This is a genomic window from Comamonas sp. GW821-FHT11H03 (assembly GCF_058807955.1).
The window spans coordinates 57,149-79,457 of sequence record NZ_JBXARF010000013.1; the positions used below are offsets into that span (position 1 = coordinate 57,149).

19 protein-coding genes are annotated in these 22,309 nt (G+C 63.2%); 11 read left to right on the forward strand and 8 right to left on the reverse strand.

Annotated features, from left to right (window positions below):
* Positions 1 to 24: 24 nt before the first annotated feature.
* The 4 genes from sdhA to AC1RTQ_RS22570 are packed head-to-tail and all read left to right on the forward strand — an operon-like array spanning position 25 to position 4,196.
* Positions 25 to 1,830 (forward strand): succinate dehydrogenase flavoprotein subunit, encoded by a 1,806-nt coding sequence (sdhA, locus tag AC1RTQ_RS22555; protein ID WP_302089785.1) that lies wholly within the window; start codon positions 25 to 27, stop codon positions 1,828 to 1,830.
* Positions 1,831 to 1,857: 27 nt separating this feature from the next.
* The gene (locus AC1RTQ_RS22560; RefSeq protein WP_003053210.1) at positions 1,858 to 2,562 is read left to right on the forward strand and encodes a succinate dehydrogenase iron-sulfur subunit; all 705 of its coding nucleotides are present in this window, start codon (positions 1,858 to 1,860) and stop codon (positions 2,560 to 2,562) included.
* The gene (locus AC1RTQ_RS22565) at positions 2,562 to 2,855 is read left to right on the forward strand and encodes an FAD assembly factor SdhE (RefSeq protein ID WP_302089784.1); all 294 of its coding nucleotides are present in this window, start codon (positions 2,562 to 2,564) and stop codon (positions 2,853 to 2,855) included. The genes AC1RTQ_RS22560 and AC1RTQ_RS22565 overlap by 1 nt, the downstream gene beginning before the upstream one ends.
* 30 nt (positions 2,856 to 2,885) lie before the next feature.
* The gene (locus AC1RTQ_RS22570) at positions 2,886 to 4,196 is read left to right on the forward strand and encodes a citrate synthase (protein WP_003053203.1); all 1,311 of its coding nucleotides are present in this window, start codon (positions 2,886 to 2,888) and stop codon (positions 4,194 to 4,196) included.
* Positions 4,197 to 4,411: 215 nt separating this feature from the next.
* On the opposite strand, the gene AC1RTQ_RS22575 is transcribed toward AC1RTQ_RS22570, so the two are convergent.
* The gene (locus AC1RTQ_RS22575; protein WP_492879057.1) at positions 4,412 to 4,681 is read right to left on the reverse strand and encodes a hypothetical protein; all 270 of its coding nucleotides are present in this window, start codon (positions 4,679 to 4,681) and stop codon (positions 4,412 to 4,414) included.
* A gap of 58 nt (positions 4,682 to 4,739) precedes the next feature.
* A complete protein-coding gene (locus AC1RTQ_RS22580) occupies positions 4,740 to 5,735 on the reverse strand; it encodes a quinone oxidoreductase family protein (RefSeq protein ID WP_492879059.1) in 996 nt (331 codons plus the stop codon).
* Positions 5,736 to 5,860: 125 nt separating this feature from the next.
* Between AC1RTQ_RS22580 and AC1RTQ_RS22585 the strand changes: the two genes are divergently transcribed.
* From AC1RTQ_RS22585 to proA, 3 genes are all read left to right on the forward strand, one after another.
* A complete protein-coding gene (locus tag AC1RTQ_RS22585; RefSeq protein WP_492879061.1) occupies positions 5,861 to 7,156 on the forward strand; it encodes a DEAD/DEAH box helicase in 1,296 nt (431 codons plus the stop codon).
* A 260-nt stretch (positions 7,157 to 7,416) separates the two neighbouring features.
* The gene (locus AC1RTQ_RS22590) at positions 7,417 to 7,872 is read left to right on the forward strand and encodes a hypothetical protein (RefSeq protein WP_492879063.1); all 456 of its coding nucleotides are present in this window, start codon (positions 7,417 to 7,419) and stop codon (positions 7,870 to 7,872) included.
* A 107-nt stretch (positions 7,873 to 7,979) separates the two neighbouring features.
* Positions 7,980 to 12,776 carry an anti-phage protein ProA gene (gene proA / locus AC1RTQ_RS22595; RefSeq protein ID WP_492879065.1) on the forward strand — a complete coding sequence of 1,599 codons (4,797 nt, stop codon included), beginning with the start codon at positions 7,980 to 7,982 and terminating at the stop codon, positions 12,774 to 12,776.
* 98 nt (positions 12,777 to 12,874) lie between these two features.
* On the opposite strand, the gene AC1RTQ_RS22600 is transcribed toward proA, so the two are convergent.
* Entirely contained in the window at positions 12,875 to 13,384 is a 510-nt protein-coding gene (locus AC1RTQ_RS22600) for a hypothetical protein (RefSeq protein WP_492879067.1), read from the reverse strand.
* A gap of 153 nt (positions 13,385 to 13,537) precedes the next feature.
* Here AC1RTQ_RS22600 and AC1RTQ_RS22605 point away from each other — a divergent pair, with 153 nt between their 5' ends.
* Positions 13,538 to 13,993, forward strand: a complete 456-nt coding sequence (locus AC1RTQ_RS22605; RefSeq protein WP_304349879.1) for a helix-turn-helix domain-containing protein — start codon at positions 13,538 to 13,540, stop codon at positions 13,991 to 13,993.
* 51 nt (positions 13,994 to 14,044) lie between these two features.
* Here AC1RTQ_RS22605 and AC1RTQ_RS22610 read toward each other — a convergent pair whose 3' ends face one another.
* On the reverse strand, positions 14,045 to 15,067 hold the full coding sequence (locus AC1RTQ_RS22610) for a GlxA family transcriptional regulator (protein ID WP_492879069.1): 1,023 nt from the start codon (positions 15,065 to 15,067) through the stop codon (positions 14,045 to 14,047).
* Positions 15,068 to 15,246: 179 nt separating this feature from the next.
* On the opposite strand from AC1RTQ_RS22610, the gene AC1RTQ_RS22615 reads away from it, so the two are divergent.
* A complete protein-coding gene (locus AC1RTQ_RS22615; protein ID WP_492879071.1) occupies positions 15,247 to 16,035 on the forward strand; it encodes a hypothetical protein in 789 nt (262 codons plus the stop codon).
* 216 nt (positions 16,036 to 16,251) lie between these two features.
* Here AC1RTQ_RS22615 and AC1RTQ_RS22620 read toward each other — a convergent pair whose 3' ends face one another.
* The 4 genes from AC1RTQ_RS22620 to AC1RTQ_RS22635 form a co-directional block, all read right to left on the reverse strand.
* On the reverse strand, positions 16,252 to 16,425 hold the full coding sequence (locus AC1RTQ_RS22620; RefSeq protein ID WP_492879073.1) for a helix-turn-helix domain-containing protein: 174 nt from the start codon (positions 16,423 to 16,425) through the stop codon (positions 16,252 to 16,254).
* Positions 16,426 to 17,133, reverse strand: a complete 708-nt coding sequence (locus tag AC1RTQ_RS22625; protein WP_492879075.1) for an AraC family transcriptional regulator — start codon at positions 17,131 to 17,133, stop codon at positions 16,426 to 16,428.
* 12 nt (positions 17,134 to 17,145) lie between these two features.
* Complete coding sequence (locus tag AC1RTQ_RS22630; RefSeq protein WP_492879077.1) at positions 17,146 to 17,793, reverse strand: YbhB/YbcL family Raf kinase inhibitor-like protein; 648 nt, start codon at positions 17,791 to 17,793, stop codon at positions 17,146 to 17,148.
* A gap of 318 nt (positions 17,794 to 18,111) precedes the next feature.
* Positions 18,112 to 19,407, reverse strand: coding sequence for a GGDEF domain-containing protein (locus AC1RTQ_RS22635; RefSeq protein WP_492879079.1), 1,296 nt, complete (start codon positions 19,405 to 19,407; stop codon positions 18,112 to 18,114).
* A gap of 625 nt (positions 19,408 to 20,032) precedes the next feature.
* Between AC1RTQ_RS22635 and AC1RTQ_RS22640 the strand changes: the two genes are divergently transcribed.
* Together AC1RTQ_RS22640 and fghA are read left to right on the forward strand one after the other, a co-directional pair.
* Positions 20,033 to 21,154: an S-(hydroxymethyl)glutathione dehydrogenase/class III alcohol dehydrogenase gene (locus AC1RTQ_RS22640; RefSeq protein WP_492879081.1), complete on the forward strand. Its 1,122-nt coding sequence runs from the start codon at positions 20,033 to 20,035 to the stop codon at positions 21,152 to 21,154.
* Positions 21,155 to 21,418: 264 nt separating this feature from the next.
* Complete coding sequence (gene fghA / locus AC1RTQ_RS22645) at positions 21,419 to 22,270, forward strand: S-formylglutathione hydrolase (RefSeq protein WP_492879083.1); 852 nt, start codon at positions 21,419 to 21,421, stop codon at positions 22,268 to 22,270.
* Positions 22,271 to 22,309: the final 39 nt, after the last annotated feature.

A 22,309-nucleotide genomic window follows, 5' to 3' on the forward strand; every position in this document is an offset into this window, starting at 1 on the left:
AGTCTCCACGATTGAAGGTTAAGAATGAGCTACTCCAAAGCAAATATCACCAAGCGCAAGTTTGACGTCGTGATCGTCGGTGCCGGCGGCTCCGGCCTGCGCGCTGCGCTGGAACTGTCGCGCGCCGGTCTGTCCGTCGCCTCGCTGTCCAAGGTTTTCCCCACTCGCTCGCACACTGTGGCCGCCCAGGGCGGCGTGTCCGCTTCGCTGGGCAACATGAGCGAAGACAACTGGCACTATCACTTCTACGACACCATCAAGGGCTCCGACTGGCTGGGCGACCAGGACGCCATCGAGTTCATGTGCCGTGAAGCGCCGAACGTCGTGATCGAGCTCGAGCACTTCGGCATGCCTTTCGACCGCAATGCCGACGGCACCATCTACCAGCGTCCCTTCGGCGGCCACACCGCCAACTACGGCGAAAAGCCCGTGCAACGTGCCTGCGCAGCGGCCGACCGTACCGGTCACGCCATGCTGCACACGCTGTACCAGCAGAACGTCAAGTCCAAGACCAACTTCTTCGTTGAGTGGATGGCGCTGGATCTGATCCGCAACACCCAGGGCGATGTGGTCGGCGTGACCGCACTGGAGCTGGAAACCGGCGATCTGTACGAGCTGCACGCCAAGGCCGTGCTGCTGGCTACCGGCGGTGCCGGCCGTATCTTCCAGGCTTCGACCAACGCCTTCATCAACACCGGCGACGGCCTGGGCATGGCTGCTCGCGCCGGCATTCCTCTGCAGGACATGGAGTTCTGGCAGTTCCACCCCACCGGCGTGGCCGGTGCCGGCGTGCTGCTGACCGAAGGCTGCCGCGGTGAAGGCGCCATTTTGCTCAACAGCGAAGGCGAGCGCTTCATGGAGCGTTACGCTCCCACGCTGAAGGATCTGGCACCACGTGACTTCGTGTCGCGTTCGATGGACCAGGAAATCAAGGAAGGTCGCGGCTGCGGTCCCAACAAGGACTACATCCTGATGAAGCTGGACCACCTGGGTGCCGAAACCATCCGCAAGCGCCTGCCTTCCGTGGAAGAAATCGGCCACAACTTCGCCAACGTGGACATCACCAAGGAGCCCATCCCCGTGGTTCCCACCATCCACTACCAGATGGGCGGCATCCCGACCAACATCAACGGTCAGGTCGTGGTCTGGGACGGTCAGCAGAACAACGTGGTGGGCGGCCTCTACGCCGTGGGCGAATGCTCGTGCGTGTCCGTGCACGGCGCCAACCGCCTGGGCACCAACTCGCTGCTGGACCTGCTGGTCTTCGGCAAGTCTGCCGGCAAGCACATCGTGGAATTCGTCAACGGCTTCGGCGCTCACCACGAAGTGCCCGCCGACGGCGCAGAGCGCACCCTGGCGCGCCTCAACCAGCTGCAGGACTCCAAGGACGGCACCTACGCCCAGGACGTCGCCGGCGAGATCCGCCAATCCATGCAGACCCACGCTGGCGTGTTCCGCACGCAAAAGAGCATGGACGAAGGCGTGGAGAAGATCAACGCGATCCGCGACAAGGTCGGCTCCGTGACCCTGAAGGACAAGTCCATGGTGTGGAACACCGCCCGCATGGAAGCCCTGGAAGTGGACAACCTGATCGAAGTGGCGCAAGCCACCATGACCTCGGCCGCAGCCCGCAAGGAATGCCGTGGCGCACACACCGTGTACGACTACGAGCACCCTGCCGACCACGCCGAATTCCCGCTGGGCCGCAACGACAAGGAATGGCTCAAGCACACCCTGTGGGACAGCGCCACCAACAGCCTGTCCTACAAGCCTGTGAACCTCAAGCCCCTGACCGTTGCCAGCGTTCCTCCCAAGGTCCGCACGTTCTAATTCAGCAGCCCACGAGAGAAGATCAAAATGAAGCGCACATTCAAAATCTACCGCTACGATCCGGACAAAGACGCCAAGCCCTACATGCAAACCGTGCAAGTGGAGCTGGACGGTCACGAGCGCATGCTGCTGGACGCCCTGGTCAAGCTCAAGGCCATGGACCCCTCCATCGCCTTCCGTCGCTCCTGCCGTGAAGGCGTGTGCGGCTCCGACGCCATGAACATCAACGGCAAGAACGGTCTGGCCTGCCTGACGAACATGAACACCCTCAAGGGCGACATCGTTCTCAAGCCCCTGCCCGGCCTGCCCGTCATCCGCGATCTGATCGTGGACATGACCCAGTTCTTCAAGCAGTACCACTCGATCAAGCCCTACCTGCAAAGCGATGTCTACGCCTCGCCCAGCAAGGAGCGCCTGCAGTCGCCCGAAGAGCGCGAAGAGCTCAACGGCCTGTACGAGTGCATTCTGTGCGCCAGCTGCTCCACCAGCTGCCCCTCGTTCTGGTGGAACCCCGACAAGTTCGTGGGCCCGGCCGGTCTGCTGCAGGCTTACCGCTTCATCGCGGACAGCCGCGACACAGCCACGGGCGAGCGCCTTGACAATCTGGAAGATCCTTACCGCCTCTTCCGCTGCCACACCATCATGAACTGCGTGGACGTGTGCCCCAAGCACCTGAACCCCACCGCAGCCATTGGCAAGATCAAGGAGCTGATGGTTCGTCGAACCGTCTGATGCTGATGACGAATACTCTGCTCGACGAACGTGAGCGCGACCTGCTGAGGTGGCGCAGCCGCCGTGGCCTGGTTGAGAACGATCTGTTCATCGAGCAGTTCTTCGCCACCTACGGAAGCCAGCTCACGCGGAGACACGCGACTGGCCTGTCTGCCTTGATGGATCTGGCAGACAACGACCTGATGGATCTTTTCTTGCGCCGCAAGGAACCTGAAGGACAACTCGATACCCAAGAAGTCAGGGAAGTGCTGGAGATGGTGCGCAAGCGCCAGCCCGGTAGCTGTCCCCAGTAGGCTAGGCAAACTAGAGAAGGAAGTTTGGAAATGAAACTCGCTGACAACAAAGCAACGCTGTCTTTCAGCAATGGCGCTCCCAGTGTGGAAATGCCGGTGTACCAGGGCAATATCGGCCCGGATGTGATCGACATCCGCAAGCTCTATGCCCAGACTGGCATGTTCACGTATGACCCGGGCTTCCTCTCTACCGCCGCCTGCCAATCCGCCATCACCTACATCGATGGCGACAAGGGCGAGCTGCTGTACCGCGGCTACCCCATCGAACAACTGGCCAAGAACTGCAACTTCCTGGAAACCTGCTACCTGCTGCTGTACGGAGAGCTGCCCAACGAGAAGGAAAAGGCCGACTTCGAAGAGCTGGTGACCAAGCACACCATGGTCAACGAGCAGATGCAGTTCTTCCTGCGCGGCTTCCGTCGTGATGCTCACCCCATGGCCGTGCTGACCGGTCTGGTGGGCGGCATGTCGGCCTTCTACCACGACAGCACCGACATCACCAACCCAGAGCACCGCAACATTGCAGCGATCCGCCTGATCGCCAAGATGCCCACTCTGGTTGCCATGGCATACAAGTACGGTATGGGCCAGCCCTACATGTACCCCAAGAACGACCTGTCGTATGCCGGCAACTTCATGCGCATGATGTTCGGCAACCCCTGCGAAGAGTACAAGGTCAACCCCGTGGTTGAACGCGCTCTGGACCGCATCTTCATCCTGCACGCAGACCACGAGCAAAATGCCTCGACCTCCACCGTGCGTCTGTGCGGCTCGTCCGGCACCAACCCCTTTGCCGCCATCTCCGCTGGCGTGGCCTGCCTGTGGGGTCCTGCCCACGGCGGCGCCAACGAAGCCTGCCTGAACATGCTGGAAGGCATCCAGGCCAACGGCGGCATCGAGAAGGTCGGCGAGTTCATGGAACAGGTCAAGGACAAGACCAGCGGCGTGAAGCTGATGGGCTTTGGCCACCGCGTCTACAAGAACTACGACCCCCGCGCCAAGCTGATGCAGGAAACCTGCAACGAAATCCTGGCCGAACTGGGCCTGGAAAACGACCCCCTGTTCGCCCTGGCCAAGAAGCTGGAAAAGATTGCCCTGGAAGACGACTACTTCGTCCAGCGCAAGCTCTACCCCAACGTGGACTTCTACTCCGGCATCGTGCAGCGCGCCATCGGCATCCCCGTCAACCTGTTCACCGGCATCTTCGCTCTGGCCCGCACCGTGGGCTGGATCGCTCAGCTCAACGAACAAATGGCCGACCCCGAGTACAAGATCGGTCGTCCCCGCCAGCTGTTCACCGGCTCCGTGTCGCGCGACGTCAAGCCTATCGCTCAGCGTTGATCGGCGCGCCCAGGCCCGGATATCCGGGTCTCAGGGTGGCAAAAAGCCCGCAGACTGCAAAGTCCGCGGGCTTTTTTACGTGAACCTGCAATCTCGGCACCTGACAAAAACCATAGCTGCTTGCGCACTACCCATATGTATTTCAGATTGAAAACACCATGAATTCCTTTGATAGCATGCGCTATATGCTATAAAAATTCACTAAGTAGTCCGAGTCAGAAATGCCGAACCAGCCCGAAATCGGCGCTTCCATGCTGCTCTTCATGCATGCAAGACGACGACGCAATCTGGAGCTGGGCCACGCCGTGCGGGACTGGAACCAGCGCCACCCGAGCCGTCACACCTCGCTGGGCCGCGAGCAGGTCGCCGAATGCTCTGCCGAGCAAATCATGGCCGAGCCCAATGGCCGACGAGGACTCCGTGGTCTTTTCCTTGGATGTCTGCATCACCCAGGCCGATGGCTGCGCCCAGCACTTTGTCGCCATGCTGCTCATGCGCTTTGACGGGCCTGAAAAGGTCAGCCTGTGGCGCGGGCAGCCTCCGTCAGGGCACAAGCAAGATGGGCTGCTGGGCGCCATGCGCCTCCAGCAGCCGGTGGGCCTGCGCCGCATCGGCCAGTGCAAACTCCTGCGGCTCGCCCATGCGGAAATGCTTTTTGCGCAGCGCCTCGAACAGGCGCGCGGCCATGGCATCGCGCTCTTTGGGCTTTTTGACGAAGTGAAACACCATGGGCCGGCATACGCCGCTCGACTTCGCGGCCAGACGCGCAATCTCCAGCGGCGGCACCGGGCCGGAAGACTGCCCGTACATCACCAATTGGCCGCCGATGCCCAGACTGGCCAGCGAGGCGTCGAAGCTGTCCTTGCCCACGCCGTCATAAGCCACATCCACGCCTTCGCCGCCAGTCAGCTGCTGCACACGCGCAGCCACATCCTGGGCGTCCGTGCCGCGATAGCGGATCACCTCCACGCAACCGGCCTGTTCGGCCTTTTTTGCCGTGGTATCGCTGCCCGCCGTACCGATCACCATGGCCCCCAGTTGCGTTGCCCACTGGCTCAGAATCTGCCCCATGCCGCCACCGGCGGCCTGCACGAGAATCCGCGAGCCCTGGCTGACCCTGGCCACCCGGTGCAGCAGCACATCGGACGTCAGCCCGCGCAGCAGGCTGGAGGCGACCAGCGCGTCGCTGAGGTCATCGGGCACGGCCATCAGCTCGTCGTGCGCAATCACGCGCTCGGCGGCGTAGATGGAATAGGCGCCAGAGACATAGCAGACCCGGTCTCCAGGCCTGAAGCGGCTCACGCCCTCCCCCACTTCAGCCACCACCCCCACGGCTTCGATGCCGGGCGTGCCCGGCAGCGCCAGCGTCTTGTAAAGCCCCGAGCGCACATAGATATCGTGAAAGTTCACGCCAATGCGCGTGTGCCGCACGCGCACCTGAGCGGCCTCCAGTGGCTGCGAAGCGACCGAGGCGATCTTCAGGACCTCGGGGCCTCCGTACTCCGTCATGACAATGGCTTGATGCGTGGCCTGAATCATGGTTTGCGCTCCTCTAGGGTTGGAATCCTCCGAATGTAGCCTGCCGCCGCGCTTGTCCCTGCGCCCCGCTGCGACGCGGCAATTCCCGCACAATGCGCCTCCTGCACACCGCTATTGATTCTTCTATGTCTTTTGCCCCACTAGGCCTGCGCGCCGAGCTTCTGGATGCCACACTTGATCTGGGTCTGCGCGACGCAACGCCGATTCAGACCGAGGCCATCCCCGCCGTGCTGGCCGGGCGCGACCTCTGGGCCTGCGCGCCCACGGGCTCGGGCAAGACCATGGCCTATCTGCTGCCCCTGCTGCAGGCCTGGCTGGCGCAAAAGCGCGGCCACACCGGCTTTGTGCGGCCGCTGGCCACCTTGATTCTGGTGCCCACGCGCGAGCTGGCCCTGCAGGTTCATGAAAGCCTGAGCGACATCACACGCAAACTGCGTGAGCAACCACGCAGCCGCGTGGTCTATGGCGGTGTCTCCATCAACCCGCAGATGATGCAGCTGCGTGGCAGCGCCGACTTTCTGGTCGCCACGCCGGGCCGCCTGCTGGATCTGGTGGAAAACAACGCCGTGCGCCTGAATGCGGTGCAGCATCTGGTGCTTGACGAGGCCGATCGCCTGCTGGACCAGGGCTTTGCCGAGGAACTCAACCGCGTGCTGGCCCTGCTGCCCGCCAAGCGCCAGACCCTGCTGTTCTCGGCCACCTTCCCGCAGAACGTGGAGGCGCTGGCCACCCGCCTGCTGCATGACCCCGTTCGCGTGCAGGTCGATGCCGACCAGGCCGCCGAGCATTCGGCCAGCCCCGAGAACATCAGCCAGCGCGCCATTGCCGTGGACAGCACCCGCCGCACCCAGCTGCTGCGCCAGCTGGTCAAGGATGGCGAAGGCCAACCCGAGTGGGAGCGCGCGCTGGTCTTTGTCGCCAAGCGCCACACCGCCGAAATGATGGCCGACAAGCTCTACAAGGCAGGCATCTTCGCCACCACCTTCCACGGCGATATGAGCCAGGGTGCGCGCAAGGATGTGCTCGACCAGTTCAAGGCCAAGCGCTGGCAGCTGCTCATCACCACCGACCTGGCCTCACGCGGCATTGATATTGCGCAGCTGCCCACGGTCATCAACTACGACCTGCCACGCTCGCCCGCCGACTATATTCATAGAATTGGCCGCACAGGCCGCGCCGGACACGCGGGAGCAGCTATCACTTTTGTTCCACCCGCAGAAACCGCGCACTGGGAGCTGATCTGCAAACGCAACCAGCTAGACATTGCACTGGAACAGATTGAAGGCTTCGAGCCCACCGAAGAAGTGCCGCCACCTCCCGTCGCACAGGATGGCAACGGCGGGATCAAGGGCCGCAGACCCAGCAAGAAAGACAAGCTGCGCGCTGCAGCTGCCGCCGCAAAGCAGCAGCCAGGCGATTGACCAATCGACTGCAGAGTCGAGCAGTCCAAGCCTCACTTGTGACAAGGCCGCTCCTGCGGCCTTTTTGACGTCTGACAGAAACCGCCTTCATCAGGCCGGACAGCACCGCGAACGCGAGCCAAGGATGTCACCGACCTGTCGGCATGCGCCTGTGAAGCAATACGAGGGGAGCGGCAATGCAATCGTTCAAAGCACTGGCAGGGTAGACCATCGCCATTGCCTGCTCCGCAACCCAGGCCGACGAAGCCAATCAGACTGCCGTGACCCGTCAGTTTGCCCAGGTCAATCAGCCTGCCCAGGCCAGCCAGCCTGCCTGCAGGTGCCTGGCATATCAATCTACACACCGCAACCTGCACACCGTCAGCCATCATTTCAGCGAAAGGCAACATGGCAAGAAATGGAACGAGGAAAACCTGGGTCTTGGTATCAGACGAGAGTTTTCCAGCGATTTCTCCGTGCAGGCCGGCTTCTATCGCAACAGCATCGACCGCTGGAGCACCTACGCCATAGGCGAGTACACGCCGCTGACTTTTGGCAATCTGCACTCTGGCGTCTATGCCGGTTTGCGCACCAACTACACCCGCCCCGTCATGGCGGCCGCAGGAGCCCTGGTGCGCTGGCAGGGGGAGCGCTACAGCATTACGGTCCGCGCTGCACCGAAGACCTGTGGCCAATGCTCGGCTTTCATTGCGCTCGAGTTCGGCTGGAAACTGTGACCAATTTGTAAAACGGGTACAGAACCGCAGTGCGCACATTGCCAATCAGCATCATCAGCACCAGAGAGCACGCTAAAGTGCCAGCTCACTGTGCTTTTTGATGCCCCATGCACGCAGACTCGAATTTTGCCCTCATCACCCGCCAGCTCGAAAAAAGCCGCCAGGCGCTGCTGGACCTCTCCACACGCAACCGGCTGCTGAGCCTGCCTCAGGCCGCCACGGCACGCGTGCTGCATTTTGCGGATGAACGCACGGACGAGGTCTATCGCCTGCTGGCGGGCGAAAGCAAGGCCATGAGCTTTGCGCCGGCAAAGGCCGAGGAGCAGCAAGCGGCCGCAGACCCTTCAGAGGCCCAAGAGACACAGACCGCCCTCGCCCTGCCCCAGCCCGAAGAAAGCGTTGACGAGCAGCTCGATGCGCGCGGTGTGGCCCAGCGCCATCGCGACCTGAAACTGCAGACGCGCCTGTCCAGCGAGAAGCTGCAGCGCCGGCTGCTGGACATGTATTCCGATGCCCGCACCTTCATCGAGGAACAGGGCGTCAACATCCTGTTTCTGGCGCTGGGTCAGTTGCAGTGGTTTGACCGCAATGCCCCTGACAAACCGCGTTTTGCGCCGCTGATTCTGCTGCCCGTGGCACTGGAGCGCAAAAGCGCGGCCGAGCGCTTCACCCTGTCATGGCTGCAGGAGGATGCGGCGGAGAACCTGTCGCTGGCCGCCAAGCTCAAGGCCGACTTCGGCCTGGAGCTGCCCGAATTCAATGCTGGCGACGACTTCGATCCCCGCGCCTACCTGGCCGCGGTCGCCACCATGGCAGCAGCCCAGCCCGGCTGGCAAGTGTTGCCCGACGCCATGACGCTGGGCTTTTTCAGCTTTGCCAAGTTCCTGATGTACCGCGATCTGGACACTGCGACCTGGCCGCCGGAAAAGCAGCTTGAGCGGCAGGCACTGATTGCCGCCGCACTGCAGGACGGCTTCGAGGCACGCGAACACCTGTTCCCCGAAGACGCCGATGTGGACCAGTTGATCCCCGTGGACAGCCAGCGCCACGTGGTCGATGCCGACAGCTCGCAGTCACTGGCCATCGAAGCCGTGCGCCGCGGCGAAAACCTGGTCATTCAGGGCCCGCCGGGCACGGGCAAGTCCCAGACCATCACGAACGTGATTGCGGCGGCGATTGCCGACGGCAAGAAAGTGCTGTTCATCTCGGAGAAGATGGCCGCGCTGGAGGTGGTCAACCGCCGCCTCAAAGCCGTGGGCCTTGGGCCCGCCTGCCTGGAACTGCACAGCCACCATGCCAACAAGCGCAAGGTGCTGGAGGAGCTCAAGGCCACGCGCGATCTGGGCAGACCTCGAGTGGAGCACCGCGAGCAAATCATCCATGAGCTGAGCAACGTGCAGCAGCAGCTGAACTCGCACAGCCGGACCATGCATCAGGCGCTCGCGCCCTGCGCACTCACGCCCTACCAGATCCTGGGCCAGCTGGCGCGGCTGGATGCGGTGCAGATCGCACATCTGCCCGATTTGCTGCAAAGCGCACAGAACTGGTCACCCGAGGACTTTCATTCACGCCAGCAGATTGCCGAAGCGCTGCGCCAGGCGGCGTCCAAGGTGAGCCCGGTGGCCGGGCACCCGTGGCGCGGCGTATGCCACCCGGCACTGCTCAAGCTGGATGCACAACGATTCGCCCAGCAACTGCCGGCGCTGCAAGCAACGCTGGCCCGGTTGCAGCAGGATGCCGAGCTGCTGGCGCAATCCCTGAGCGCGCCGGCAGCGCCAACCATTCAGACCCTGCATGAGCAGATCACGTTGGCGCAGCAGCTCGCCAGTGCCCCCGCCATAGACCGGCAGGCCGTCGCCGGCAGCATCTGGGATCAGGGCCTGGAGCAGTTGCGCAAACTGCTGGAATGCGGCGCACGGTTCAGCCTGCAGGCACAGAGCCTGCACGGCAGCTTTGCCGAATCCGCCTGGACGGCGGACTGGAACGCCCCGCGCCAGAGCATCGCGGCACATGGCGACTCGCTGTTTCGCATTTTCAACAGCGGCTACCGCGCAGCGATGGCCAGCCTCAAAGGCCAGCTCAAGACGACATTGCCGAGCTCGCGCGCACAACGACTGAGTCTGCTCGACAGCCTGATCGAAGCCCAGCAACTGCGCCAGAGCCTGAGCCAGCAGCAGGCCCAGGGAGCCGATGCCTTTGGCAGCCTGTGGCGGGGCGAGCAAAGCAACTGGACGCAATTGCAGGCCGTGCTGGGCTGGATGGCCGGCCCCGACGGACAGGGGCGCAGTGCCGCCTTTCGCCAGCTCTATGCCCAGTTGCCATCGCCCGCACATTGCGCGGACCTGGCCGCCAAGGCCAGTGCATCGCTGCAGGCATTCGAGGACTCTGCGCAAAGCTTGCTCAGCGGCTACCAGCTCGATACGCAGGAGGCTTTTGACGCCCCCGACCTGGCCCGCATTGCGCTGACCGACTTTGGCGAACGCCTTGCGCAATGGCTCGCCGAGCCCAACGCCTTGCTGGACTGGACCTCCTACCATGCCACCCGGGAGCAGGCGCGCGCAGCCGGCATGGCCCCCCTGGTGCAGCAGCTCGAGAGTGAATCCATTGCGCTCGATACCCTGGCTGCCAGCCTCGAGCGCGCTTATTACGAAGCGCTGCTGCGTCAGGCCACTCAAGCTCACCCCGAGCTGGTCGCGTTCAACGGCGATCAGCACAGCCAGAAGGTGCGCCAGTTCCGGGCGCTGGATCTGGAGCGCATCGAACTCGCGCGCGCCCAGTCGGCACTCTCGCATTACGAGCAGGTGCCGCGCAGCGCATCCGGCATGGGCCCGCTTGGCGTGCTCAATGGCGAGATTGCGCGCAAGCGCGGCCATATGCCCCTGCGCAAGCTGTTCAAGCTCGCGGGCGAAGCCGTCCAGGCCATCAAGCCCGTGTTCATGATGAGCCCGCTGTCCGTGGCCCAGTTTCTGGAACCTGGTGCAGTCGAGTTCGATCTGCTGGTGATTGACGAGGCCAGCCAGATCGAGCCCGTGGACGCGCTGGGCGCCATCGCCCGCTGCAGGCAACTGGTGGTGGTGGGCGATGACCGGCAGTTGCCGCCCACGCGATTTTTCTCGCGCATGACCAGCGAGCAGGACGACTTCGACGACGAGGACGAGAATGGGGACGCCAGCCAGCTCATCGCCACAGCAGCCGATGTGGAAAGCATCCTGAGCCTGTGCCTGGCCAAGGGCATGCCCCAGCTCATGCTGCGCTGGCACTACCGCAGCCGCCACCAGTCGCTGATCGCGGTGTCCAACCAGCAGTTCTACAACAGCGGCCTTTACGTCGTGCCCAGCCCCTACACGGCCCGCTCTGGCATGGGGCTGCGCTTTCACCATCTGCCCGAAGGCCGCTTTGACAGCGGCGCCAGCCGCGTCAACCGCATCGAGGCCCAGACCATTGCTCGCGCCATCATGCAGCACGCACAGCAGTCGCCGCAGCTCAGCCTGGGCGTGGCCGCTTTCTCGCTGCAGCAAAAAGTCGCCATTCAGGACGAGCTGGAACTGCTGCGTCGCCAGCAGCCCGAGGCCGAGTCCTTTTTTGTCGCCCATCCCAACGAACCCTTCTTCATCAAGAACCTGGAAAACGTGCAGGGCGACGAGCGCGATGTGATCTTCATCTCGGTGGCCTATGCGCGCAACGCGCAGGGCTATCTGCCCATGCGCTTCGGCCCGGTGAGTGCCGACGGAGGCGAGCGCCGCCTGAACGTGCTGATCTCGCGGGCCAAGCAGCGCTGCGAGGTGTTTTCGTCCATCACCGCCGACGATATCGATCTGGAACGCGGCAAGGGCAAGGGCGTGGCTGCGCTCAAGGTATTCCTGCAATACGCGGCCACCGGTCAGCTGGCCCTGGCCGGTGTCAGCGGACGCGACCTGGAGTCGCCGCTCGAAGAAGATGTTTATGAAGCGCTGACGGCCCAGGGTCTGCAGCTGCAGACGCAGATCGGCATTGCGGGCTTTTTCATCGATCTGGCCGTGGTCGACCCCGAGCAGCCGGGCCGCTATCTGCTCGGAATCGAGTGCGACGGCATGAGCTATCACCACAGCCGCAGCGCGCGCGACCGTGACCGCCTGCGCCAGTCGGTGCTGGAGAGCCAGGGCTGGACGCTGCTGCGCATCTGGGGCTGCGACTGGTTCCGCCAGCCGCGCGCCCAGACCGAGCGCGTGCTGGCAGCCGTCGAAGCGGCCAGGCAGTGCAAGGATGCCGAACCAGTTCAGCCGGCAATCGCCACCCATCAATCACAGGCAGCCACAGAAGTCGTAGAACGGGCAGCGCTGTCCGATGCCGGCAGCGCCGACACGGAATCGGCCGCAGCCGCTGACGACAGCCTCTATCAGGAAGCCCGCTTTGCCGTTCCCGCAGGAGAGCTGCATCAGCAATCCATCGCGCAGTTGGCCCAGCTGATGCGCCGCGCGGTGGAGTTGGAAGGACCGATACATTTTGACGAGCTGGTCACCCGCATGCGAACGCTCTGGGGCCTGCAACGCGCCGGCAGCCGCGTGCGCGATGCGCTGGAGCAAGCGCGGCAATCCCTGCTGGCCGATGAGGCGCTGGCCGTCGATGGCGAGTTTCTCGACCTGCCGGGGCGAGCAGTGCGGGTGCGCAATCGCGCAGAGGTAGGCTCGGCCAATCTGCGCCGCATCGACTGCCTGCCGCCAGCCGAGATCCGTGCAGCGATTGCCCAGGCCCTCAAAACCAGCCTGGGCGGCCAGCGCGAGGAACTGCCCACCGCCGTGGCCCGGCTGCTGGGCCTGAGCGCCGTCACCGCGCCGGTACGCGAGCTGGTGCTGACGCAGCTCGATGCGCTGCATGGCAGCGGTGCCGTGGCATTCAACGGGACGCTGTATCGACTGCCGACCTGAGCCCCGAGTCTTGAGTCTTGAGTCACCAATGAAAACGCCCTGAAGAAATTCAGGGCGTTTTCATGGCACCAGGCCACATGCCTGCACCACGCTCTGCATCAGTGGTCGTGGCTGACCTTGCGGTCCTCGCTCTTGGCCTCCTCCATGGCCTCGGGCTCCAACTCCTCAGCCGAACGATTCAGGTGAACAAACACCCCCCAGCCGACCATGAGCATGCCGACGGCAACTACCAGGGCAGCGGAATACAGCAGCTTCTCGGGCTGCTCCTGGGCCTTGAAAGTGGCAACCAGCCCCTCGATGGCCAGGGCGACCACCAGTACCACCATAAAGCGAGAGAGAAAGCGACGCACTCTTGTCGGGCCGCTGATATGGGCGTCGCGCACCACCTCTTCTTCAACCACGGTCTGGGAAATCTGCAGCGCCACCACGCCTGAGGCCAGAATGCCCAGCGCCTCCACCACATGCAGCGTGGCCTCCGGCTCCAGGCCGGCAGCAATCACGGCCCAGGCCTTGGTGACGGCCATCCAGATCAGGCACAACGCCGCCAGGCCGAACAGCAGGGCAATCAGCGAATGGGTCAGGGTGTAGAGCCAGTGAACAAACTTCATGAGCAACTCCAGGACCGTGTTGACGATCCATCGCCGTCCATACTTGCAGACTTGATCTGCCCTCTTCGTAGGACAGTCAAGAAAACTGCTGACTCAATGCAAAGAGCGCCCTGTTTGCCCTGAGCACTCCCCAAATCTGCCTACCATTGGCATATGCCTCGCCAGAACACCAGCCCCGCCGAGTTTCCGCCCGCCATTCTTTTGCAGATAACGCAGCTGGCCCAGCACATCGTGGCCCAGCGCAAGAGCCGGGGCGAAACACAGACGCAGTGGGCACAGCGGCTGGGTATTTCCCAGCCCACCATGGCACGCATAGAGCGCGGCGACCCAGCCGTTGCCATGGCGACCTATGTGTCCTGCCTGTGGCAGCTCAATCCCGAGCTGGATCTGACCCGGCTGCTCGCCCCCAAGGCTCCAACGCTGGCACCCGCATCCCGCTTGGATACACCCTGCCTCGACAGAAAAAGAGCTGCGGCGCCAAAGAGAGCGAAGTCCGCCGCCGAGCCTGCCATCAAGACCGCGAACCACGATGAGCAACAGGCTCAGATCGAGCGCAATTTTGCGGCCGCCAAGGCCGCTCTGGATTTCTTCAAGAGCCCTCTGTTCTGATCGGCTGGCCGAAAAACCGGCTGCTTCCGACAACAGGATGCCGCGAGCCCATCAGTCCCCGAACCGCTCCCGGTAAGCGACAGGTGTGATACCCAGCTTGCGCACGAACAGATGTCTTAGCGCCTGCTCCGAACCCAACCCGACCTTGGCGGCCACGGTCTTGAGGGGCACAGAGCCCAGGTTCTCCAGCAGCTGCTTGGCCCGCTCCAGGCGAGCGTTTTCCACAAAGCTGCTGGGACTGCAGCCGGTCTCCTGCTGAAAGACGCGGCGAAAATTGCGCTCGCTCATCGCCGCCTTGCCCGCCAGCAGCGCCAGCGGCATGGGCTGGTCCAGATGCTCAAGCACCCACTGCTGGGCGGCCTGCACTGCGCTGTGCTGCGTAGCCTGCGCGGCCAGGGATACGCTGAACTGCGACTGCCCGCCGGGACGTTTGAGATACATGACCAGGTCACGTGCCACCTGCAGCGCCAGCGCATGGCCGAAATCATGCTCCACCACCGCCAGCGCCAGATCAATGCCGGCCGTGACGCCAGCCGAAGTCCAGAGCTGACGCATGCCATCGCTGTCTTTGATTTCGTCGCACACATAGATCGCATCGGCATCCACCTGCACCCGCGGATAACGCTGGGCCAGCGCCCCCGCCACGCTCCAGTGCGTGGCCGCGCGGCGATCATCGAGCAGACCGGCCGCCGCCAGAAAGAAACTGCCGCTGCACAGCGCGATCAGGCGCCCGACCCCGGGTGCCACTCGCGCCACCCAGTCCACCAGCTCAGGCGAAGCCGCCAGCACCTGCTCGATATGGCGTGCGCCCACCAGCAGCACCGTGCAGCCCGTGCCCTCGGCCTCGACCTGCACCAGAGTATGGCTGGCCTGCAAGCCCATCAGCGTGTCCGAGGGCACAAGACCGGCCTGCGACGCCACCACCCTCACCGCATATCCATCAGGCAGGCCTTTGTGCCGCAGATGCACATTGGCATAGTCAAAAACGGACATCGGACCTATGGCCTCCAGCGCCTTGAAGCCGGGGTAGACAACCAGATCGACGCGGTGGGCGCCAGCGTGATGGTGTTCCATACAAAAATCAGAGCATTTCGAGCATATAAAACCAGCGCTGCAGGCACTTGCAGCGCACAAGCCCCGACTATACGCAAGCCCTCTCGGCACCTGGTTCTGGCAGGTGCATCCACTGCTAAAGTCCGGGGCTTCTGCCCCTTTTTCTGCCCATGATTCCTGGACCTCTTTTCACCCTACCGATGTTGCTGCTGCTGCTCGCCCCCTGGGTGGCAGCCGGCCTGAGCCTGTGGCTGCTGCTGCGCGGGCTGTTGTGGTGGCTGCGCCATAGGCACACACCCGCCTCTGAACGCCCGCCGTTCTGGCACTGGTTCGTCGTGGTGGTGGCGATATTGGCGCTGGCCGGCGATCTATGGGGCCTGGTGCTGGCGCGCAAGCTGGTGCAGATTGAAGAGGCCGTGACGCTGCGGGCCCACTATCGCGAGAGCCGACAGCGCTTTGTGCTGCCCGAGGACTTCCGCTATGGCGAGCTGCTATTTCCCAAAGGCACCCTGATCAATCGCTACGACGCCTTTGACAACGGCGAGCGCCAGCGACCGCTGGGTCTGCGAGGACTGAGTGCGGCGCGCTTCACGCAGCCGGTCCAGATCGCTGGCGCCTGGGTCAGCGCCATCGGCAACGGCGAGTTGGAGCTGGCCCGCGACCAGCGCCTCGGCCCGGTATTCCACTTCGATCCCGACGCTCAGCCAGGTTATGGCGCCTGGGTAGTCGACCCGAAGCGCCCCTATCTGGAATGCCGCAAGGGCGATATCGCCAGCCTGCATGTGCCCTTGATCGACTATGACATCCAGGCCGAGTTTCTGGTCGGAGCCCCTGACGGCCCCGAGGCGCGCTACCGTCCCAGTCAATGGGGGTTCATCGATTGCCAGGCGGGCAAGCCCGCGATTGAGGTGCAACCCGCCTATGACGGCCCGGCACCGCCAGGCGCACAGCTGCCGGTATGGGGAACACTGATACCGAACGAGGATTGAGCCGGCGACGCTCGCAGCGCCAGAACACGCCGTCCCGCCCGACAACATGCCGCCGCCACTGGCGGGCTTGCATCGAATCACGCCACATCGACTCGCGCCACAGTGACGTGGGTGAATGCGCAGACCTCTTGCAACGCCGCCCGCGCCACAGTTTCAGCGTCTGAAGCGGCGCAGCCGCCCCATCACGGGCTTCTAGGCAACCCTGCCGGCATCAGATCAGCGGACTGCCGACGGCAGATATCCAAAGCGCGTGCGGAAACGTTCGGCAAAGCGGGCGCGTGACCTGTACCCACATGCCTGGGCAATCTCCAGGACACTCAGCGATGTGGTTTGCACCAGCATCATGGCGTGAAGCATGCGCACATCCCTGAGCACCTCCTCAAACCGCACCTATTCACCCGCCAGGCGGCGGCGCAGCGTGGCCTCGCTGACGGCAAGCGCCTTTCCTGCAGTCTGTGCAGTCCAATGCTGGCCGGGTGCTTCGCCAATCAGGGTGCGCAGCCGCCCGGACATCCCCTGTGCCACGGGTGGCCTGAATGTGAAGCCGCGCTCGGCCAGTGCCGCCAGAAAGTCCATGGCCCGGTATCGAAGGCGCTCGTCACTGACCGGCCGGGCTCCTGCACCCGCAAGCACATGCTGTAGCGAGGATCCGAGGTCGGCGTCCAAGGGAATCCTCCGAAAGGATGCAGACGCTTGCAAAGTCTCGGACTCCATGGCGCGTCCCCGGCGAAAAGCGGCAAGCAGTTCTGGCGACAGCGTCAGAAAGATCGAGCGAAAACGCTGCTCCATGCCTCCAGGTGTTTTGATCAGATCTGCACAGGCATTGGCCTCGACGAGCAGCAATGATGTACAGGCTTGCACTGCGATCCGGTCGATGCTGCCGTCAAGGTCCAGTCGCCCCGCCGCAATGAGCAGCACAGTCGCATCCTGAAACAGGAAGCGGGGCGTGTGCTGTGCCTGCGTCAGACAAGGCTGGGCCACGGTGCACAGGCCACGCCGCCATTGGGGCGCACCCACGGGAAGCAGCCATGGCAGCTCCCCCGACGGGTTTTCCGGTGTCGGAGAGGCTGCCCTCGCCATTGCCATTGCCATTGCCATTGCAGACTTTTCCTACCGGACGCCGGTCGGCAGCGAGACCGCAGGATTGAGGCTGTAGACCCCGGTGAGGCGGGCCTGTCCAAGCACCTCGGCCGATGCGAGTGCCGCACGCACATTCGCACCCGTCAGGGCCCCGGACACCTCCAGCGTGGGCGTCGCCACGGCATAGACGGTGAACACGTAATGATGGATCCGTGTGTCGTTCCAGGGCGGGCAAGGGCCGTCATAGCCGAAGTAGTCCCCCTTCATCTGTTCGTCGGCGGCAAACCATCCCGTGTAGTCGTTCAGGCCGTGACGCCATCCTTCTGGCGCGGCGGCTCCAGTCTTGCCCCTTGGCGTCACGCCGTCCGAATGAGCGCCTGCGGCGATGGACCTGACATGGGCCGGAATGTCGAGAAGCAGCCAGTGAAAGAAGTCCACACGGGGCAGGGAAAACGGAACCTCCCGGCGCTCCTGGTTCACATCATCGCCCTTGCTGGGCACGTCGGGGTCATGGCAGACGAGGACAAATGACCGGGTTCCATCCGGCACGTCACTCCAGGCCAGATGCGGGTTCCGGTTGGACGACAGGGCCACATGGGATACGGCATCAGGCACTGCGAATGCGAATTCGCCAGGAATGCGCTGACCATCTTGAAAACTCTGGCTGATAAGTTGCATGGGGATCCGTCCTTGCGGGAGTTGAGCGGGTGTGACGTGCATCGACGTCCTGCACCAGTGTAGGAAATCAAGCGCGCCCGAAAGCTCCAAATCCGATCAATCGATTCACGCATCCTGTCAATTCGGATGCATCTGGATCAGAGCGTTCGCTGTCGCCGCATCGTCAGCAGCGTGGCCGGCATGCGCGAAGACTACTGTGCGGTGGCAGGCGCTTCACAAGACCCCCGGCATACCCTCGAAACGGAGCATGTGCCTTGCTGATGCGCCGCGCGCGGCGAGCGGCGAGCGGCGAGCGAAAGCAATGGCAGCCTGGCAGCCCTATTGTCTGGCAAGGCACACTTGGTTGCGCCCTTTTTCCTTGGCTGCATACAGGGCCCTGTCCGCCCTGTCAATGAGCGCGGAGGCTGACGACTCAAGCTCAGATCCGCTTGCGCACGCAACCCCAATACTGATCGTGATTCGCACCAGTCTGGTTTTCTCGTTACCCAGGGACATCAGCTCAACCTGCTGCCTGATGAATTCAGCAAGCTGTGCTGCACCGGACAAGTCTGTACCGGATAGCAGCACGGCGAATTCTTCCCCTCCGTAGCGCGCAAGAAGGCTTCCGGAGCGTTGTACGCAGTGCGCCAGCAGAGAGGCAAAACACCTGAGCACCTCATCTCCAAACGGATGGCCAAAGGTATCGTTGAGATGTTTGAAGTGATCCACATCCAACATGAGCAGCGAGAGGGTCGAGCCCGATCTGTGCGCCCTGCGCCACTCCGACTCCAGTTCTGCGTCAAAGCGTCTGCGGTTCACGAGGTTGGTCAGGGGATCTTTTCCCGCCAAGGACTCCAGATGCGTCGTCAGCTGCCTCAGCTCCTCTTGTTGCCGTCGGGACACGGTGATGTCGACGTGCGAAAAAAAGCTGCAGCCATTGGCCTGAGTCCCGCGCAGCTCCACAACCCGCACCCAGCGATCATGTGGCAGCGCCAGTACATAGGGAGCCCCGGAAAAGCGCTGCCGCTCTTTGAGAACGGACAGTCCGGCTTCATATTCAGGCGTGGGTTGCACATGGCGCCAAGCCTTTGCATAGATGGCTTCGAACCTGAGCGTGCGAAGACTCTCGGAGCCAGGAAAGCTGTAGAGCTGAAGAAAAGAGTGGTTGGCCCACACCGCCTTGTCTTGCGCATCCACCATCAAGATGCCGTCAGCCAGGCTCTCGAGGGCCATCGCAGTGTCTGTCGACATCTGGTGTGGCAGCGGCACCTGCTTCGGGCTCATTCTGTCCTGCATCCCCGTGAGCAAGGGAGCCGTCTTGCGCCACACCCTGATCCGCCCGAAGGCTCCCAGGGACACTGAAGCCACTCGAACACGGTAGTCATAGTGGTCGAATTCAAAGGCGCGATGCTGGTGGTGATGCCGCTGAAGACCTTCCTCGATGTAGCGACCCAGGTGCGGCAATTCGTCTTCGGGGAGCCTGCGCAGGTAAAAGCGCCGCAAATTCTCTCGGTAGTCTTCTCCCGCATAGACGAGGCCTGCATGCTCGGGGAAAAACTGCAAAAACGTATCGTTCCAAAGCAGGGTTCTGTCTTTGGCGTCAAAGATGCACACTGCCACCTCAAGTTGGTCCAAGGCAACTGCAATCAATCGGAGAATCGAAATCAAAGGCTGCTAGAAAAATGGTTAACCACACAAGTCTGCGTTGCCGACACTCGGCAAACATTGGTGCAAACCCTTTTGACGGTTGGAATCATTCGAAAGTGGACACCCACATTGCAAGATGTCTCCCGGTTGCACGCATCGCGTGCGGGTGCAAGTGCGATTGCACAAGCCTCCTCGCATGTTAGCGGTTGGCCTTGCGCAGATCGCCTGGCAGCAACTCGTCGCCGTTGCATGAGCCCGCTTGCAGCCGCAGAGAGGCATCGACGCTCGCAATGGAGCACCCCGCGCCGGCCAGCTCCATGCCCCATCTGTGACGAGGTGGCCCGCACACCGGCGGGCCTGTCTGGCGGCCCCTGCCGGTATCGGCCGCCCCGCAGGCCGCCCAGAGCATTCGATGCCATGGCATCGCCGGCCAGCGCAAGACGCCCCGGCGAACCGTGTGACATTCGGCCAAAGAGCGGCCATCTGCGGCCACGAATTTCCACAGGGCTGCGGGATCGCCTACATTCACACTTCACAACCGGTACGCCCAGCCAGGCCTCGGCCCCGCCCCGGGCAGCCACCGCATCCTCAGCCTTCCAAGAAAGACCTGCCCATGAAATCCCGCGCCGCCGTAGCCTTCAAAGCCGGAGAACCCCTGCAAATCGTCGAGATCGACGTCGCGCCGCCCAAGGCTGGCGAGGTGCTGGTCAAGATCACCCATACCGGCGTCTGTCACACCGACGCCTTCACCCTGAGCGGTGATGACCCCGAAGGCATCTTCCCCGCCGTGCTGGGCCACGAAGGCGCAGGCATCGTGGTGGAAGTGGGCGAAGGCGTGACCAGCGTGAAGCCTGGCGACCATGTGATTCCGCTCTATACCGCCGAATGCGGCGAATGCCTGTTCTGCAAGAGCGGCAAGACCAATCTGTGCGTGGCCGTGCGCGCCACCCAGGGCAAGGGCGTGATGCCCGACGGCACGACGCGCTTCAGCTACAACGGCGAGCCCATCTATCACTACATGGGCTGCTCCACCTTCAGCGAATACACCGTGGTTGCCGCCGTCTCGCTGGCCAAGGTCAACCCCGATGCCAACCCCGAGCAGGTCTGTCTGCTGGGCTGCGGCGTGACCACCGGTCTGGGCGCGGTCAAGAACACCGCCAAGGTGCAGGAAGGCGACACCGTGGCCGTGTTCGGCCTGGGCGGCATCGGTCTGGCCGTGATCCAGGGCGCCAAGCTGGCCAAGGCCGGCCGCATCATCGCCGTCGACACCAACCCCGGCAAGTTCGAGCTGGCCAAGACCTTTGGCGCCACCGACTGCGTGAACCCCAAGGACTTCGACAAGCCCATCCAGCAAGTGATCGTCGAGATGACCGGCTGGGGCGTGGACCACAGCTTCGAATGCATCGGCAATGTGGACGTGATGCGTGCCGCGCTGGAATGCGCCCACCGCGGCTGGGGCCAGTCGGTCATCATCGGCGTGGCCGGAGCCGGCCAGGAGATCAAGACCCGCCCCTTCCAGCTGGTGACCGGCCGCAAGTGGCTGGGTACGGCCTTTGGCGGCGTCAAGGGCCGCAGCGAGCTGCCCGGCATGGTGGAAGATGCCATGGCCGGCAAGATTCAGCTCGAACCCTTCGTCACCCACACCATGGGCCTGAAGCACATCAACGAAGCCTTCGAGCTGATGCACGAGGGCAAGTCGATTCGTAGCGTTGTCAACTACGCTGACGCGGAGTAACGCCCCCTGAGGCGTTGCGCCTGGCTGGCCCCGCGCCTTCCCCCTCTCTCTTCGGGAGAGGGGACGACCGCATCGCTACGGGGCAGTGGGCCGCCCAGGCCCTTGCTTGCTGCCCCTTACTTAGGATGCGCCAGTTTTAGTGCCATCCCCTGCACTTTTAATTTCATAGCTGCTTGCGCAGGCACTGACTGGTTTTCAGATATAAAACTACTGCAAATGCTTTATAAATAAGCGCTTGCAGCTATTCTTTTAGGATTAAGCGCTATGGAACTCAAGAACGCCCACGCCTGCTTTGGTGGCGCTCAGCGCTATTACGAACACCATAGTTCCGAGATCGGCCTCGCCATGAAGTTCTCGGTCTATCTGCCGCCCAAGGCCGTGATGGGCGAGAAGGTGCCGGCCCTGCTCTATCTGGCCGGCCTGACCTGTACCGAAGAGACCTTCTTCATCAAGGCCGGAGCCCAGCGCCTGGCCTCCGAACTCAATATCGCCCTGATCTGCCCCGATACCAGCCCGCGCGGCGCGGGTCTGGCGGGAGAGGCCGACAGCTGGGACTTTGGTGTGGGCGCCGGTTTTTACCTGGACGCGACCACCCGGCCCTGGGCGCTGCACTGGCGCATGGAGAGCTACATCCTCAACGACCTGCTGCCCCTGGTCGGCAGCAAGCTGCCCGTGGATCTGCAGCGTCTGGGCATCTTCGGCCACAGCATGGGCGGCCACGGCGCGCTGACCCTGGCGCTGCGCCACCCCGGCCGGTTCAAGTCGGTCTCGGCCTTTGCACCGATTGCCAACCCCATCAACTGCCCCTGGGGCCACAAGGCGTTCGGCGGCTATCTGGGCGACGACAAGGCCGAATGGGCCAGGCATGACGCCAGCGAGCTGATGAGCGCGCAGACCGCAGCGCCCTTCCCCGCAGGCATCCTCATCGACCAGGGCCTGGCCGACAAGTTCCTGATCGAAAAGCAATTGCTGCCCGAGGCCTTCGAAGCCGCCTGCGCCCAGGCCGCTCAGCCGCTCACGCTGCGCCGGCATGCGGGCTATGACCATGGCTACTATTTCATCCAGAGCTTTGTCGACGACCACCTGCGCCACCATGCGCAGCAACTGGGCGCCTGATACTGCGGGCGTGGCCCGACCATTGGCGCTGCTGGGCCC

Excerpts from the sequence above, each read along its gene's own strand:
- proA (WP_492879065.1), top strand. The coding sequence starts at position 7,980 with ATGCACGCAGACTCGAATTTTGCCCTCATCACCCGCCAGCTCGAAAAA.
- fghA (WP_492879083.1), top strand. The coding sequence starts at position 21,419 with ATGGAACTCAAGAACGCCCACGCCTGCTTTGGTGGCGCTCAGCGCTAT.
- AC1RTQ_RS22640 (WP_492879081.1), top strand. The coding sequence starts at position 20,033 with ATGAAATCCCGCGCCGCCGTAGCCTTCAAAGCCGGAGAACCCCTGCAA.
- AC1RTQ_RS22630 (WP_492879077.1), bottom strand. The coding sequence starts at position 17,793 with ATGCAACTTATCAGCCAGAGTTTTCAAGATGGTCAGCGCATTCCTGGC.
- AC1RTQ_RS22570 (WP_003053203.1), top strand. The coding sequence starts at position 2,886 with ATGAAACTCGCTGACAACAAAGCAACGCTGTCTTTCAGCAATGGCGCT.
- AC1RTQ_RS22625 (WP_492879075.1), bottom strand. The coding sequence starts at position 17,133 with ATGGCAATGGCAATGGCAATGGCGAGGGCAGCCTCTCCGACACCGGAA.
- AC1RTQ_RS22580 (WP_492879059.1), bottom strand. The coding sequence starts at position 5,735 with ATGATTCAGGCCACGCATCAAGCCATTGTCATGACGGAGTACGGAGGC.
- AC1RTQ_RS22565 (WP_302089784.1), top strand. The coding sequence starts at position 2,562 with ATGCTGATGACGAATACTCTGCTCGACGAACGTGAGCGCGACCTGCTG.
- sdhA (WP_302089785.1), top strand. The coding sequence starts at position 25 with ATGAGCTACTCCAAAGCAAATATCACCAAGCGCAAGTTTGACGTCGTG.
- AC1RTQ_RS22560 (WP_003053210.1), top strand. The coding sequence starts at position 1,858 with ATGAAGCGCACATTCAAAATCTACCGCTACGATCCGGACAAAGACGCC.
- AC1RTQ_RS22605 (WP_304349879.1), top strand. The coding sequence starts at position 13,538 with ATGCCTCGCCAGAACACCAGCCCCGCCGAGTTTCCGCCCGCCATTCTT.
- AC1RTQ_RS22615 (WP_492879071.1), top strand. The coding sequence starts at position 15,247 with ATGTTGCTGCTGCTGCTCGCCCCCTGGGTGGCAGCCGGCCTGAGCCTG.
- AC1RTQ_RS22600 (WP_492879067.1), bottom strand. The coding sequence starts at position 13,384 with ATGAAGTTTGTTCACTGGCTCTACACCCTGACCCATTCGCTGATTGCC.
- AC1RTQ_RS22575 (WP_492879057.1), bottom strand. The coding sequence starts at position 4,681 with ATGGCGACAAAGTGCTGGGCGCAGCCATCGGCCTGGGTGATGCAGACA.
- AC1RTQ_RS22585 (WP_492879061.1), top strand. The coding sequence starts at position 5,861 with ATGTCTTTTGCCCCACTAGGCCTGCGCGCCGAGCTTCTGGATGCCACA.
- AC1RTQ_RS22610 (WP_492879069.1), bottom strand. The coding sequence starts at position 15,067 with ATGGAACACCATCACGCTGGCGCCCACCGCGTCGATCTGGTTGTCTAC.